Source organism: Streptomyces sp. M92, from assembly GCF_028473745.1.
GTDB lineage: Bacteria > Actinomycetota > Actinomycetes > Streptomycetales > Streptomycetaceae > Streptomyces.
The window spans coordinates 5,556,405-5,571,301 of record NZ_CP101137.1; the positions used below are offsets into that span (position 1 = coordinate 5,556,405).

Genomic DNA, 14,897 nt, shown 5'->3' on the forward strand with positions numbered 1-14,897 from the left:
GATGGCCTGCAGGAGCCGGCTGGTGGTGGTTGTCTCGGGTCTGGGTGTGTCGTCGGTCGGATAAGCAGGACAGTGCGGGGTACAACGTTGCGGCTCCTGCTGCCAGGGGTTGGAGCATGCCCAGATAACTGGGCTGTTCTCACCGCATGAACGAAGGATCGACAGTATGGCCAGCGGCACCGTGAAGTGGTTCAACAGCGAGAAGGGTTACGGCTTCATCGCGCAGGACGACGGGGGTGCGGACGTCTTCGCGCACTACTCCGAAATCAAGGGCAGCGGGTTCCGCGAGCTGACGGAGGGCGAGCACGTCACCTTCGAGGTGGGACAGGGCCAGAAGGGGCCGCAGGCGCAGAACATTGTCCGTCGCTGACCGGGCGAAGCGATGACCACCAGGCGGCTGCGTCCCGGGCAGCCGCCTCCCGCTTTCGCGCCGCCCCGGCTCGGCCAACGGGTGCGCGCGTCGGGCGGACGAAGAGGAACGTGGCGCGCATAAGACGCTGACCGTGGGTGGATTCGTAGGCACTGTGACGACCCAGCCGCGCAAGCAGGACGCGCCGTGGCCACCCGAGCAACAGGCGGGAAACGAGAGCGCCACGGAGCTTCAGCGTGCACAGAAGTGGCGCAGCTACGTGAGGCGATAACGTACCGGCCGGTGATAGACCAGGCCCGCGGCATGGTGATGGCGATCGGCCACTTCACTCCCGGCGAGGCGTGGGAGGTCCTGGTGGCCGTCTCCCAGCACAACAACATCAAGCTGCGCACCGTGGCCGAGCAACTGGTCGCCACCACCGCCGGCCACCCGCTGCCCCCACCGATACGCCGAGCTCTTGGACAGATCCTGCGCGGCCGCCGCCGCGGATGACGGCGGCCCGCAGCCCGGCCTGCCCCTACGCGGCGTCAGCGTCGGTGTCGCTGTCCTCGCCGCTGCCCGGGAGGCCGAAGTCGAGGGTGTCGGCCGCCTCGAGCCGGGTCTGCTCGGCGACGCGCGCCGCGTCGGCGACGACGTCGCCGCGTTCGGCGATCAGCAGGTCGTAGATCGGCGCGGCGCTGGTGACGGTGGCGTCCACGTGGGGTGTCCGTTTCCTCGAGGTCAGGGGGCAGCGGGGAAGGCTAGCGGATCAGCCGGCGTTCAGCACCGAGTCGTCCAGAGGGCGGGCGCCGGGCAACTGATGCCGTGCGGCGATCAGGGCCGCGTCGATGTTCCGGGTGCCGGTGGACACACACAGTGTGTAAGCGACGTCGTCCAGGCGCTGACGCACCTGCGCGCTGTCCGCGTCGGCGGCGCCCACGGCGGCGAGGGCCTCGTACTGGTCGATCAGATCCCGCAGCACCGCGGGGTGGGCCATCAGCATTACAGAACCGTCCTTCCGCACCGGCGCACATTTGGCTCAGGGCCGTGCACCCGGATACCCCGGTTTCCCGCCTCGCACTCCCGGCCCGCCAAGCAGCCGCCCAGGGGCTGGCTTTGCCGGCAGTCGAGTACGGGCGAAGCGGCCTGGCGGCTGCTCCAGCCCGCCGACGATGTGGTGGTGCGGAACACGAAGGCCTTCAAAGAAGCCGTTGCCCAGACGCTCACCGAGCTGGCCCGCCGGGGCGTGAAGTTCGCACCGACGACCGTTGAGGACACCATCGAGAAGAACATGACCATGGTGGCCGCGCGGCTCGGCATCCACGTGCGGTCCGCCTGGCGCTACTTCGACGCGGCCGCCATGGCTGAAAAAGGGGTCGGCAGCGGCCGTCGGCAGCGAGGTGGATCTTGGTGGTCAGACCGCCGCGGGACCGTCCGAGGGCATGATGGACGGGCTCGTCGGCCAGGGCCCCTCGGCGGGCGCCAGCGGCATGGTGGTGAGCGCGGAGGACGGTGGAGTCGACCGCGACGATCCAGTCGAGGTCCCCTTCGGCGTCGGCCTGGGCGAGCAGAGCGGTGAAGACCTTTTCCCAGGTGCCGTCGGCGGCCCACTTCCGTAGCCGATTGTGGACGCCTTTCCATGACCCGAAGTGCTCAGGCAGGGCCGTCCACGGCGTACGGGTGCGGTACTTGAAGGCGATCGCGTCGATCACCCGCCGGTGATCCCGCCACCGTCCTCCCCGCTTCGGAGTCCGGTCCGGCAGCAACGGCTCGATCCTCGCCCACTGAGCGTCAGCCAAAATCACACATCACCCAACGATCCGTCGATCCGAAGGATGCCCCCTGGTGGCCGTTTGGGGCTCCGCGCGTCGGCCCGCGGAACTTTTTTCCAAGACGGGGCGGCCCGGGTCCGTCAGGGTGGGGGGCATGCGCAGCGACGAAGTGGATGCCGGGGCCGGAGCCGTGGCCGCGGGCCATGGTTCCGAGGGCGACCGTGCAGCCGACAGCGGGTGGGAAGTAGTGCGGCCCGGCGGCGCGCCTAACGTTCCCGGTGTCCGGATGGTCGGCTTCCGGGATCGCGTCGGCCAGGCACTGGACCTGCGGGTGCTGCCCCAGCCTGCTGTGGTCGTCGTCATCGGCCTGGGGAACGACCCGTTCACGGTCGAAGGCGGCATCGCGCAACGACCCTCGACGAGCCCGAACCCTCATCCCAGCCTAGTCGCGTCGTTGTCGCCCGGTCCCACACAGATCCACGGCCGGTACGTCGAGTGCATCGAGATGTGCCTGTCGCCCGGCGTCGCCTACGCGCTGCTGGGCGTGTCGCCGCACGAACTGAAAGGGGCGGTCGTCGGCCTGGAAGACCTGTGGGGGCGGCAGGAACGGCAGCTCCGTGAACAAGTGGCCGCCGCTACCACGTGGCAGGAACGTTTCACGCTGGTCAGCGAGTTCCTCACCCGCCGGGCCCCCCAGGGCCCGTCACTGGCACCCGAGGTCGCCGGAGTGTGGGACACCATTGTGGCGCACGGGGGCCGGGTACGAGTCAACGACCTCGCCGCGTCCTGCGGGTGGAGCCGCAAGCGGCTGTGGTCCCGGTTCAATGCCCAGATCGGCCTCACACCCAAGCGCGCCGCCATGCTCGTCCGCTTCGACCAGGCCGCCCAATCCCTCCGCGCGGGTGGCAACGCCGCGGACATCGCCCAGGCGCACGGATACACCGACCAGTCCCACCTCCACCGCGACGTCCTCGCCTTCGCCGGGTGCACGCCCGCTGCCCTGGCCGACCTCTGACCCGCACCCACGAACACCAGAGCCACCCATCCCGACGAGGAAGGAAGCCATCCCGTGAGCACCATAAGCACAGCTGCTATGCAAGAGGCCACGGCCGACCGAGGTCTGATCGTCCAACTCGCCTTCGGCAGCATGGCCTCGCAGACCTTGCGCGCCGCATTGCGGCTCGGAGTCTTCGACCTGATCGGCGACGGCCGGCGGCCGGCCAGCGAGATAGCCGCCGATGCAGGAGCCGAGTACCAACCCATGACGAGGCTGTTGCGCGCCCTCGCCGGCCTGGGCCTGATGGAGGAGCACGAACCCGACACGTTCTCAGTGACTGCTGCCGGCGCCCTTCTCGATTCCAGCCGCCCCGACTCGCTCGTCTCGTTCGTCCGGATGTTCACCGACCCGGCAATCGTGCGGGCGTGGGACGGCCTGGACAGCAGCGTCCGCACCGGCGGCATCGCCTTCGACGCCGTCTTCGGCACCGACTTCTTCAGCTTTCTCGGCCGACACCCCCAGCTGTCCGCTGACTTCAACGCGGCGATGAGCCAGGCCTCCGAGGAGACGGCCGCCGTGCTGCCGCACGCCTACGACTTCAGCCGCTTCACTTCGGTCACCGACATTGGCGGCGGCGACGGAAGCGTCCTGGCCGGCATACTCGCCGCGCACCCGGCGCTCACGGGCGTCCTCCACGACACCAAGGACGGCCTGGCCCAGGCACCGAAGACGCTTGACCGGCACGGAGTGGCCGACCGCTGCTCCCTGGCCGCGGGCGACTTCTTCCGCTCCGTGCCCGGCGGCTCGGACCTATACCTGATCAAGAGCGTCCTGCACGACTGGTCGGACGATCAGGCGGTCACGATCCTCGGCCACTGCCGCGAGGTACTACCGCCCGGCGGCCACGTCCTGATCGTGGAGCCGGTGCTTCCCGAAGTCGTCGGTTCCGGTGCCGCCGCGCACGCCGCAGACGGCGGGATCACTTACCTCAGCGACCTCAACATGCTGGTGAACCTGGGCGGGAGGGAACGTACCCGCAAGGACTTCGAAGAGGTGTGTCACCGCGCGGGACTGTCCATCGTGTCGGCGACGCCGCTGGTGGAGGCGGCCCCCTTCTACCTGATCGAGACCACGGCCTGCTGACCACGAGCACCCAGCGGGGCAGGGGGCCGACTGACCTGCAGGACACGGCCCCCGGGCGCCCACTGGACCGGCGGCGGTGGTGCCGCAAACGGCCGTGGCCGTCTGCAGGGCGGCGGGCCAACGTTCCGGGTGCCGCCGTCCGCACGAGCAGTAGAGCCGAGTTCGCGCCAGGGCCGTCGGCCCCGCGGTGCGGCATCCAGCAGGCGGGCTATGCGGCGGCCAGGTGGAGAAGCTCCGATAAGCCCGACGCGTGCTGGTGGGACTGGCGCCGTCAGGCCCTCGAGCGTCAGCACAAGTGGGTCCGGCTTGAGGGCATCACTAGCGGTTTCCAGACGCGAGGCGTCCTGCCTGCGCTGCTCCGTCACCTGTTCACAGGCGTCGTCGTAGCAGGGCTTCGGGGGCGACGGTGCCCGGTTCGGGCATCGGGTGGCGCAGAGCGGCCAGCCCCGGGAGGGGGCAGGGGAACGCGTCCGACGCCCGCTACGTACGGCCCGCTCCGGCATTCCTGGCGCGCGTCCGGCCCCGCTGGCCGTTGGAGACGAGGGAATCCGTTGTGGCCTGGCCCCCACGCAGACCGGCGGCCGGCCCCGGTTTACCGGGGCCGGCCGCCGGTGCGGGGCCTGCCTGGCCCAGTGGCCGAGGCGGGGTGTCAGGTGAACGGCAGAGGGTCCGGCAGGAGCCAGGTGGCCGCTGCCGCTCCACTCACAAAGGCTGTCGCCCAGCCCGCCCACGTCCGCCCGGACAGGGTCCGTGTCGCATGTGCGGCCTCGGAGGTGACGACCACGCCGCAGATCAGCGTCAGGAACAGGTCGTCCCAGGCCGTATCCGGCCGCCCGATGGCGAGCCAGCCTGCCGCGCATCCCGCCAGGCCCACGGCCATGTAGGGCCACGGCGTGTACTTCGCCGACTCCGGCGAGGCGCGTGCGCGGTGCGTCAGGATCAGGACGATGTCCGCGAGGACCGCCGCTATCGCAATCACTGGTCCTCCATGATCAGAACTTGCAGGCCTTCTTCAGGGCCGGAATGCCCAGCAGCGCCGCGACGGCCTTGCGGTGCGCCGAGGTCAGCTTGCGGCGCTTGGCATAGGTCTGGATGAGTTTCGCGGTTTTCTTGACCCCGATCTTCTTCACCAGCTTCACGGCGGTCAGTACGCGCTTGGAGCTGCCCGCGGGCGTGAAGGTGAAGATAAAGCCGGACACCGCCAGCGCGCACTTGGCGATCTTCCTCGTGGTGGACCACCAAGAGGGGTCGATCACGATGGGGAACGAGCTGCTTGTGTCGAAGTCGACGTGCTGGACGAGCTTGTTGCCCACGACTTTGTAGCTGGTCGGCACGTCATTGCCGACGGCGTCCTTGGCCCAGGGGGCGTCGAAGAAGCCGGCGGTGTTCGATGCGGGGGCTTTCCCGGCATTCTCGTCACCCGCTGCGTAGAGCGAGACCGAGCCATCGTCGTGCGTGACGGCCTTCATCCCCGCGGGCATGGTGAAGCCGGTCTCGTAGTCGTGCGGCGCGCTGCCGTTCTTCAGAATGTTCAGCGTGCGCGATCCGCCGTCGACGGTGGGCTGTACGACGGTCTCGACCGGGCCGGTCGACGTGTAGACGACGTTGCCGCCGACCTGGGTACCCTTGGTGCCGGCCGCGGGGATGGTCAGCTTGTTGGGCATGAGGTCGTTGCGGATGTCGATGGCGTTGTTCGTGCCGTCCCAGGGGACGGAGACCACGTTGTCTTCGGTGACCGCGATGGACGCGTAGGTGGAGTCCGACGAGGTCGCGGCGGTGACGTCGGCGGCGTCGGAGTACGTGTTCGCCAGGCCGAGGGCGTTCTCCGCTGCTGTCGGCTTCCACGCGGTGTCGACAGTGAAGCGGACCGGGTCGGACCAGCCGTTGGCGTAGTGAGTGCCGTCGTAAGCGGTGGTCCGGAGGCTGTACGTGTGGCCCGACAAGAGCTTGCCCGCGGGGACCTTCACCTGCGAGGTGCTGTTGGCCGGCACCGGGACGGCGTTGACGGTGGTGACCACCTTGCCGGTCGCGGTGTCGGTGATCTCGTAGGTGCCGGTGACCTCGTCCTTGCCGTTGGTGTCCACGGTGGAGAAGCGGAGGACCGGCGTGGTGGTGTTCACCCGGAAGATGCCGCCGGAGGAGATGAAGGGTGGGCCGGCCTGGAGGTTGACCCCGTTGTAGGGGCGGTAGTTGTAGGTCACTTCCAGGGTGGGGATCTGGTCCTCGTTGACGGCGTTGGCGGAGTAGAACCGCTTCCAGCCGTACGGGTCGGATTCGTCGGCGGCCTTCAACGCCAGGGATCCGGTCTCCGCCTGGGCGGAGGACCAAGTCTGCGCGAGCTTGGTGATGTCGGCCGTGACCCAGCCCGCGTTGTTGCAGGTCGCGGACTTGGTCTCGGTGGAGGTTGCGATCTTCTCCGTCATCGTCGGTTGCTTGGTCCACCGGGTGTTGGTGTCGGCGGCCCCCGCCGCCCACACCTCCCAGCTGCGCTTTGCGCAGGACCAGGAGTGGTAGTTCCACAGTTTCAGTGACGCCTTGGACACCAGTGCGTCGGCGAAGTTCGCGGTGCGGAAGGTCAGGAAGGACCGCGCGACGCGCTTGGTGGTGCCCTCGAGATCGCCGGGCCAGCCCACCTTCAGGTCGGTGCTCGCGGATTGGTCGGTGGTGTCGCCGCCCTGCACGAAGGTGTCGAAGAGGACGTCGAGGGCCTCCGTCGCCGGGTCGACCGTGACGGGGTACTGCGTGCTGGGGGCGGTGAGCCAGTCGGCGCCCGGGTGCAGGGTGAGCTGTACGGTGGTGCCGGACTGGGTGACGTCCATGGCGACCCGCTTGCGGTTGACGTGCTCCCCGGAGCGCGGATCGACCTGACTGTCCCACATCGTGGGTGCCGGCATCGTCGCGACGGTCTCGCCGGAGTCGTCCACAAAGTCGACGCCGCCGTCAGTGCCGGACTTGGCGGTCATACCCTCGGGCAGCACGATCGGCAGCACCAGGGGCGCGCCGCCGCGCGGGGCCCGCCGCAGTTGGAGGAATTGCTCGAAACCGGTGCGGGTGGCCTCGACGACCAGGTCACCGCCGGGAACGGCGTTCTCGTAGGTGGCGGTGTTGCCGGACAGCCGTGGGGCGGGCAGGCCGCCCTTCCACTGGACGGCGATCCTGTGGTCGCCGCTGCCCAGGGTGACCAGGTCGCGGGCCTGCGTCCGCGGTGCCGCCGCGGCGCTGCGCAGCGAGGGCGCCAGGGCGCCGCCCTTTCCGGCGAGGGAAAGCCCCCGCGGATGGGCTTTGGCGACGATGTCACCGTCGGCCTCGCGTCGAAGGTCCACGTCGACGTCCGTCCAGCGTCCGTCCTTGAGCATCCGGACGGGCGCTACGGATGTCTCTCGGGTAAGGGTGCCGTCGGAGTTGGCGAATACGGTGTCAGTCTCCGTGCGCATCTGCAGGACCTCGACCCGGTGGTCCTGCATCCGTGCGGCGGTCTGTGCCGCTTCGACGCTCTCGGCCTCCTTGACCGGGTGGGTTCTGAGCTGGTCGACCGCCTCCAGCAGCCCAGAGACGGCACGCTCCGCCTCCGCGTCCGCAGGGCTGGTTCCGCCGGCTGCGACGGCGACGTTCGGCGTGGCCAGGAGCACGGCTGTGGCGGTCAGCATGGCTATGCCGGCGGCATGCCAGGTGGTTCTCATGTGTGTACTTTCCATGGTCGCAGCACGCGGCCCGCCGATGTTGTTCCCCCCGGCGGATCGAGCTGCAAATGATCTTTGAGTGGTGTAATAGAAACACATGTCCTACAAAAATGCCCACTTCAGGCGTTGAGTAGGACAGATGTAACGCTCTGAGTGACACTGGGCCGCCCGACAACAGACCGTGACAAACGACGACTTGCAGCGATGCGGGACGTGGCTCTCGGTGCCGCAGTGCTCCCCGGAGTCAGGCCGGGGCTGTGAAGCTGTGGCAACACGCGCTGGTGGCCATGACGATCAGGACGCCGCAGCCCACCGCCGGCGGCCGCATTGCCCACGATCGCGCCGCACCCACTCGTTGTGCGGGAGCGGAAGCCGCAGCGGGGCGCCGCTCCATGAGGCGAGGGGAATGTGCACGCGGTCGTCGACGAGGCGCCGGAATCCGGCGTCGTAGTCGTGACCGGTGCCGACGGGCACGGTCTCGTCGAGCACGGCCGCGAAGAGCAGGTCGTACTTGGGCAGCTGCGTGGAGGCAAGCAAGGGTCAGAAGGCGTTCGCGTTCGAGAGCCGGGGCGGCGTCTCGGCCCGGAACGCCATCGCGGCCTCGAAGTAGGCGACGGCGTCATGGGCGGCGCGGTCGATGAGGACGATGTCGGCGCCCTGGGCGACGGCGTTGGTCACGTGGAGGATGCCCTGCGCGATGATCCACTCGGTGGACTGGACGGTGTAGTTCCAGCCTCGCATCGCTTCGGGCTGGCTGGCACGCCGGTGGAGTTCTTCGGTCAGGACGCGGCGCTCGGTGAACCGCGCGGGTGGCCAGTGTCGCCAGTGCACTACGGGCGGGCTCTTGTCGAAGGTGCAGGTGCCCTCCAGGCGAAGTTGGTTCAGGTGCAGGGTTTTGGCGACAGGCACCCCGGCAGATCGAGGTCGGAGAGGACCAGACGCGCCGTCTCTGCCCCACGCAGCGATGCGACCCGTACCCCCCGGGTGTCCGGTTTCCCTTAGCGTAGTTCTCGTCAGGCCTCGGTAAGCGTGGTTTTCTGGGATGCTCGTGTGGCGTTCAGTGCCCGGATGATGCGGATCAGGTCGGCGGGGGCGGCGGCGAGGCGGACCGGTTCGCCCGCGTCGTCGAGTTCGGCGACGTGCCAGCTGCGGGGAACGGCTTCGCCGTCGCCGCCGCGCAGTCGCCGTACGCCCTGGAGCGTGAGCCGCTGCACCGGGATCGGTCGCGCCGCGAACCGTCCCGGGCCGGGGTGCGGAACGACCGCCGGCGGGTTGTCGCCGAGCACGATGTGGGTGCCGAAGTGGTTCGGGTTGTAGTCGGTGCTCTCCAGGAAGCGGGCGGCGAGGAACACGTCTGCGGCAGCGGGCTCCCGAGGCGAGGCCCCGGATGCCGCTTCGAGGGGTGTTCGGACCCGGGTCGCGCGCCAGGCCAGGACGAACAGGCCCGACGTGGCGAGCGTCCCCGCAGCCGCCCAGACGAGGAAACCGGTGGAGGCCGGCGGCCCCAGGGGGTGGAGGTAGCAGAGCGGCAGCAGCCACAGGGCCGTGGCGCCCAGAGCGCCGAGGAACGGCAGCACCGACGGCAGCACCTCGTCGTCGGCAAGCCGCCGCCCGCGCCGGTGCACCAGGAGCCGGGCGGCCGGCCAGCCGGCGACGAGGGCGAGCGTAGCCGCGATGACGGCCACCGAACCGGCGCTGGTGAAGTGCTCGCGCCAGACGTGTCGGTTGCCCGCGACCACCCTCACCTGACCGCGCCACCAGGTGAGTTCGACGCGGTCACCGGCTCGAAATCCCTGAGCTCCCTCGCGGGAAACCGTGATCCGGTCCACGGGCCGGCCGCTGGCGAAGTACAGCCGGCTAGGCTGCTTCGCCCCGCCCACCTCGGTCCACGCGATCACGGCGTCCTCGGTGGTCAGGCACTCTCGACTCTCGGTGGACGCCGTCCCAGCGTGACACGGGACGGCCGACGTCCACGCCTCCTTCGTCGCCCCGGTGACGGGCACGAACCACGCAGCCAGCCCCGCGCCCGCGAGCAACAGCACGCACAGGACCAACGGCACAGCGACCCCGCGCCCGCTGGTGCGCTTGGAGATCACAGCGAGATGGTCAGACTCCGGCTCCCCGTGCCGACGGTGAAGCGTCCGCAACGCGTCCAGCGTCGCCTCGAAGTCCGCCCGGTCCTGCCGGGATACGGACAGCGGCAGGGGAAGCCGTCGGGTGCGGCCATTGCGCCCCACCATGCCGACGCGGAAGTACTCCTCCCCGTGCCGCCCGTACTGGATGTGGACGCGCAGATCGGCGATGTCGCGCCACGACACGCTTCTGCGGCGGCGCAGCCGCGAGCCGGTGTGCACGCCGTACGCATCCGCTCTCACCTCCAGGGTGACAGCGTGGAGGAACGCGACACCCACCACAGCGGCCAGCAGTCCGCCGCCCACCCACCAGTCCACGAACTCGCCCGAGTACACCAGGCGTCCCGCAGCCAGGACAGCACCGGCCGCGCCCAGCCCGACGAACACCCACAAGGGCCGGGTACGCGGGGGACGGCAGATCACTTCCTCGCCAGCAGTCATGCGTGCAGCGTGCCACCGATGCCACCACCGACGCTTGAACGGCACCCGGCAGTGTTCCGGTCCTTGAGGCTGCCGGGGGTGGACCGAGGACGTGTGGTGAGAGAACGGCCCAAAGCCCCGGGAGGTGACGCGGGCCCTACCAAAGTACGGCCTACTGGTCACGTGCCGCGATGCCCGACTCATAGCAGGCCTGCGGAGCTGGTCCGAACCACCCGGGCGTACCGCCCAGCGGTTCGCGAAGCGCGATCGCTACAGAGCGCCACCTGGGAACAAACCCAGCCGTCCACTCGAGCAGCCCCGTGAGCCCACGTGCGCCGAGGTACAAAGCCGAGTTGGTTGACTGGCCAGAGTCAATCGATCATGTGGTGGAGGGACAACCTCCAGCTTCCCGAGAGGGCCGGCTACGTCTGCGACTCGCACCGCGACCGGTGGAAGCGGCTGCCGGACGTGCCGCAGGGCCTGGTGTGCGGCACGTCCGGCGACGAGGGTGCGCGGGCACACTGTTCGTCTACCCGGCGACGCGCTCATCGAGGTCAATGATGCGTGCCCTGCCCGGCTCTGACCGCAGCCCTGGCACCGGATCCTCGACACCCGCCTGAACGACGCCCTGGTGGCGCGGGTGAACGTCTCCATCGGCAACCTGGTGCTCGCCGCGACCGACTTCGACATCGCCGGCGTCGGTCAGAAGCTGCAGCTGACCCGCACCTACAACTCCCTCGAGGCCCCGTGGGGGAAGGTGTCGCAGCGCTGGTGGCAGGCCTACGAACGCTACCTCCAGGTCGGCGACGGCGAGGTGGACGTCTTCGATGCCACCGGGAACCTGCTGCGCTTCACCGCCAACGCGGACGGCACCTACCAGGCGCCGACGGGCTACTCGAAGGACCTGAAGAGGAACGCGGACGGCACCTACACCCTCACCGACCGCAAGTCCGGCACCAAGGACACCTACAACGAGCACGGCACCCTGACCAAGGTCACCGACAAGAACGACGGCACGATCACCGTCGACCAGCACGACGAAGGCAGCGAGCACAAGGGCTACAAACTCACCGAGACCCGCACGGGCCACTGGATCGACCTGGTCAAGACCTACCCGAACCAGTGGCAGGCCAAGGACCACACCGGCCGCACCGCCGTCCTCGACCTCGACGCGGCCGGAAACCTCACCAAGGTGACGGACACCGCCGGCAAGGCCGCCGCCTACGAGTACGACTCCTCCCGCCGCCTGACGAAGGTGACCACCCCCGAAGGCACCGTCACCCTCTTCACCTACGACAGCCACAACCGCGTCACGTCCATGCAACGCGCCACCGGCCCGTCGGGCAGCGGCCACACCGGCCCGACCTGGCGCTACGACTACACGGCTGCGACCCCGTCGGATGCGGGCACGACGACGGTCACCGACCCCGACGGCGATGCCACCAAGTACGTCCACAACGCTGACGGTGAGGTCACCAAGGTCACCGACCCGCTCGGCCATTCCCGTCACGCCACCTACAAGAATCACCTGACCCAGACTGCTGTCGACGCGATGGGTACCGGCAGCGACGGCACCGGCGGCAACACCACCACCTATGGCTGGGACGACCGCAACAACCCCGTTTCCCAGAAGCTGCCGATGGGCGCGACGGCCTCGGTGAGCGCCTACCAGACGATCGCCGGCACCGACCTGCCCAGCGGCATGACCGGAGCCAACGGCCGCAAGGACACCTTCAAGTACGACACCAACGGCAACACCCTGTCGGTCACCACATCCGGCACCGCCGGCGCGAACCGGGAGTACACCTACAACAAGGACACCCCGACCTGCGGCGGTTTCGAGGGCCAGCGCTGCACGGCCAAGGACGGCAACGGCAAGGTCACCTCCTTCACCTACGACGACCAGGGCAACCTGATCAAGGTGAAGCCGCCGGCGCCGCTGGGGGAGACGACCTACACCTACGACGCGCTGGGCCGGGTCGAGACGGTCAAGGACGGCCGCGGCATCACCACCGTCTACGGCTACGACTCCCGCGACCGCGTCCGCGAAGTCTCCTCGACGAACTTCACCGTCACCTACTCCTACGACGGCGACGGCAACGTCAAGTCCCGCACGGACGCCTCGGGCACTACGAAGTGGGACTACGACAAGCTCAACCGCGAAAGCGTCCGTACCCTGCAGAACGGCGCCCAGACCGCGCTCGCCTATACCCCCGGCGGGGACGTCGACTTCTACACCGACCCGACCGGCACCACGGACTACACCTGGGACAAGGCCGGCCGCCTCGACCACCTCACCGCGCCGGACGGCAAGAAGACCGACTTTGACTACAACAACAACGACAAGCGCACCAAGACGGTCTACCCCGGCGGCACCACCCAGACCCCTGACCATCGACGACAACGGCCGCCCCGAGCGGATCAAGACCACCTCGGGCACGCAGACCTTCGTCGACCTCTCCTACAGCTACGCGAGCGCGGGCAAGGACACCACCAAGATCCGCTCCCGCACCGACAACCTCACCAAGCTCAAGACCAGCTACACCTACGACTCCCAGGACCGCCTCTCCTACGCTCTCGAGGCCGACGCGGCGGGTGCGCGCAAGGCGTCGTGGCTGTACTGCTGGGACAAGGCCGGCAACCTCACCAGCCGAGACGGCAGCAAGAACACCTGCCCCGGCGCCACCACCTACACCTACAACGACGCCTCCGAGCTGACCGGCAAGAACGGCTCCACCACCGGCTGGTCCTACGACAAGCGCGGCAACGAAACCGCCGCAGCCGGCAACACACCCCGCACGGGCGAGTCCTGCACGGACTACAGCCAGCTGTCCGGCATCACCACCGGTGGCAAGACCTACGACCTGGTCCACGCCGGCACCACCAACGCCGAACGCACCAAACTCGGCTCCACCTGGTTCCACCACACCGCCCTCGGACTCGCCTCCACCACCACGAACGGCGTCGACACCGGATTCATCCGCGAACCGGCGGGCACCTTGAACTCCATGACGACTGGGGGGAAGTCCTACTACTACCTCACCGACGCCACCGGCAACGTCTTCGGCCTCGCCGACGACACCGGCAAGCGCACCCACACCTACGCCTACGGCCCCACCGGCCTTCCCCGCACCACGCCGACCGAGGCCGTCCCCCAGCCGTACCGCTACGCGGGTGCGTACGTCGACCCGACGGGCCTGTACAAGATGGGCCACCGCTACTACGACCCCACTCTCGGCCGCTTCACCCAGCCCGACCCCTCCGGCCAGGAGAAGAACGCGTACATGTACGCGGGCGGCGATCCGATCAACAACACGGACCCCAGCGGGTTGTCGCTGATAAGTTTCGCAAGCAGCGCGATGAAGAAGGTTGGCGTTGCCAGCGACATCGTGGCGGTCGGGCAATTTGCAAGCCAGGTTTCGAGCGGGCAGTACAAAGAGGCGGCAGGTACCGCACTTAGTTTCGCGGCCGACAAGGCTTTCACAGCAGGGTGCACCTACTTCACCGGAGGAGCGGGTGCCGCTCCCTGCGCTGTCGGCGGTATGGCAGTGGGTGAAGGAGTCAATCGCTTGTACAGCAGCGCGACCAGTTGAAACAGTTCCAACTAGCTGAGGAGGCTTCCCAGTGGAGACAGCAGCAGACGGCATCGCCTTGGGCTATAAGGGCCTAGGCGGAGTGGCCACTTGGGCGATCGTTGCGATCATCGCACTGGTCGTAGTCTGGGTGTTAATCAGCATGGCCCGTCGCAACCGCTCGTAGCCCTTAGCGCCCACTCGCCCGCTCAATAGCACGAGCGACTGCGAAGGTGGACGTCCCTCGACCACACTTGGCGATCAGCCCCGCCCACCCATGTGGACGGGGCTGACGCTGCGTTAGGCGCACAACCTCACCAGCCAGGACGGCAGCAAGAACACCTGCCCCGGCGGCACCACCTATATCTACAACGATGTCTCCGAGCTGACCGGCAAGAACGGCTCCACCACCGGCTGGTCCTACGAAAAACTCGGCAACGAAACCGGCGCAGCTGGCAACGCCCCCCGCACGGGCGAATCCCGGACCGACTACAGCCAGCTCGCCGGCGTCACCGCGGGCGGCAAGACCTACGACCTGGTCCACGCCGGCACCAGCAACTACGAGCGCACCAAGCTCGGCTCGACGTGGTTCCACCACACCGCACTGGGTCTCGCGTCCACGACCACGAACGGTGTCGACATCGGATTCATCCGCGAGCCTTCGGGCACGCTGAACTCCATGACGACTGGGGGGGGAAGTCCTACTACTACCTCACCGACGCCACCGGCAACGTCCTCGGCCTCGTCGACGACACCGGCAAGCGGACGCACACCTACGCCTACGGTCCGACGGGCACGCCCCGAGGCACCACCACCGAGAACGTCCCCCAGC

The 14,897-nt window shown here is 68.6% G+C and carries 11 protein-coding genes and 2 pseudogenes; 5 read left to right on the plus strand and 8 right to left on the minus strand.

The window, feature by feature from the left end; all coding sequences use genetic code 11:
* The first annotated feature begins 166 nt into the window (after nt 1-166).
* Together M6G08_RS25085 and M6G08_RS25090 are read left to right on the plus strand one after the other, a co-directional pair.
* A complete protein-coding gene (locus M6G08_RS25085) occupies nt 167-370 on the plus strand; it encodes a cold-shock protein (protein ID WP_272589411.1) in 204 nt (67 codons plus the stop codon).
* Nucleotides 371-616: 246 nt separating this feature from the next.
* On the plus strand, nt 617-862 hold the full coding sequence (locus M6G08_RS25090; protein WP_272589412.1) for an ANTAR domain-containing protein: 246 nt from the start codon (nt 617-619) through the stop codon (nt 860-862).
* A 25-nt stretch (nt 863-887) separates the two neighbouring features.
* Here the strand turns inward: M6G08_RS25090 and M6G08_RS25095 are convergent, their stop codons facing one another.
* From M6G08_RS25095 to M6G08_RS25105, 3 genes and pseudogenes are all read right to left on the minus strand, one after another.
* The gene (locus M6G08_RS25095; RefSeq protein ID WP_272589413.1) at nt 888-1,067 is read right to left on the minus strand and encodes a hypothetical protein; all 180 of its coding nucleotides are present in this window, start codon (nt 1,065-1,067) and stop codon (nt 888-890) included.
* A gap of 51 nt (nt 1,068-1,118) precedes the next feature.
* Nucleotides 1,119-1,352 carry a DUF5133 domain-containing protein gene (locus M6G08_RS25100; RefSeq protein WP_272589414.1) on the minus strand — a complete coding sequence of 78 codons (234 nt, stop codon included), beginning with the start codon at nt 1,350-1,352 and terminating at the stop codon, nt 1,119-1,121.
* A gap of 367 nt (nt 1,353-1,719) precedes the next feature.
* Nucleotides 1,720-2,154 (minus strand): annotated as a pseudogene (locus M6G08_RS25105) (IS5 family transposase); the annotation flags it as partial.
* 121 nt (nt 2,155-2,275) lie between these two features.
* On the opposite strand from M6G08_RS25105, the gene M6G08_RS25110 reads away from it, so the two are divergent.
* The gene (locus tag M6G08_RS25110; protein WP_272589415.1) at nt 2,276-3,136 is read left to right on the plus strand and encodes a helix-turn-helix domain-containing protein; all 861 of its coding nucleotides are present in this window, start codon (nt 2,276-2,278) and stop codon (nt 3,134-3,136) included.
* A 78-nt stretch (nt 3,137-3,214) separates the two neighbouring features.
* A complete protein-coding gene (locus M6G08_RS25115; protein ID WP_383147286.1) occupies nt 3,215-4,261 on the plus strand; it encodes a methyltransferase in 1,047 nt (348 codons plus the stop codon).
* A gap of 649 nt (nt 4,262-4,910) precedes the next feature.
* Here the strand turns inward: M6G08_RS25115 and M6G08_RS25120 are convergent.
* From M6G08_RS25120 to M6G08_RS25140, 5 genes are all read right to left on the minus strand, one after another.
* Nucleotides 4,911-5,240 carry a hypothetical protein gene (locus M6G08_RS25120; protein WP_272589416.1) on the minus strand — a complete coding sequence of 110 codons (330 nt, stop codon included), beginning with the start codon at nt 5,238-5,240 and terminating at the stop codon, nt 4,911-4,913.
* Nucleotides 5,241-5,253: 13 nt separating this feature from the next.
* Complete coding sequence (locus M6G08_RS25125; RefSeq protein WP_272589417.1) at nt 5,254-7,941, minus strand: DNRLRE domain-containing protein; 2,688 nt, start codon at nt 7,939-7,941, stop codon at nt 5,254-5,256.
* A gap of 294 nt (nt 7,942-8,235) precedes the next feature.
* On the minus strand, nt 8,236-8,478 hold the full coding sequence (locus M6G08_RS25130) for a hypothetical protein (protein ID WP_272589418.1): 243 nt from the start codon (nt 8,476-8,478) through the stop codon (nt 8,236-8,238).
* Between the two features lie 3 nt (nt 8,479-8,481).
* Nucleotides 8,482-8,850: a hypothetical protein gene (locus tag M6G08_RS25135; RefSeq protein ID WP_272589419.1), complete on the minus strand. Its 369-nt coding sequence runs from the start codon at nt 8,848-8,850 to the stop codon at nt 8,482-8,484.
* 104 nt (nt 8,851-8,954) lie between these two features.
* Complete coding sequence (locus M6G08_RS25140) at nt 8,955-10,514, minus strand: PH domain-containing protein (RefSeq protein WP_272589420.1); 1,560 nt, start codon at nt 10,512-10,514, stop codon at nt 8,955-8,957.
* A gap of 619 nt (nt 10,515-11,133) precedes the next feature.
* Between M6G08_RS25140 and M6G08_RS25145 the strand changes: the two are divergent.
* A pseudogene (locus M6G08_RS25145) lies at nt 11,134-14,086 on the plus strand (RHS repeat-associated core domain-containing protein).
* Nucleotides 14,087-14,897: the final 811 nt, after the last annotated feature.

What these genes read in the sequence shown, in the direction of transcription:
- M6G08_RS25085 (WP_272589411.1), top strand. Translation starts at nt 167, where the DNA reads ATGGCCAGCGGCACCGTGAAGTGGTTCAACAGCGAGAAGGGTTACGGC.
- M6G08_RS25100 (WP_272589414.1), bottom strand. Translation starts at nt 1,352, where the DNA reads ATGCTGATGGCCCACCCCGCGGTGCTGCGGGATCTGATCGACCAGTAC.
- M6G08_RS25110 (WP_272589415.1), top strand. Translation starts at nt 2,276, where the DNA reads ATGCGCAGCGACGAAGTGGATGCCGGGGCCGGAGCCGTGGCCGCGGGC.
- M6G08_RS25115 (WP_383147286.1), top strand. Translation starts at nt 3,215, where the DNA reads ATGCAAGAGGCCACGGCCGACCGAGGTCTGATCGTCCAACTCGCCTTC.
- M6G08_RS25125 (WP_272589417.1), bottom strand. Translation starts at nt 7,941, where the DNA reads ATGAGAACCACCTGGCATGCCGCCGGCATAGCCATGCTGACCGCCACA.
- M6G08_RS25140 (WP_272589420.1), bottom strand. Translation starts at nt 10,514, where the DNA reads ATGACTGCTGGCGAGGAAGTGATCTGCCGTCCCCCGCGTACCCGGCCC.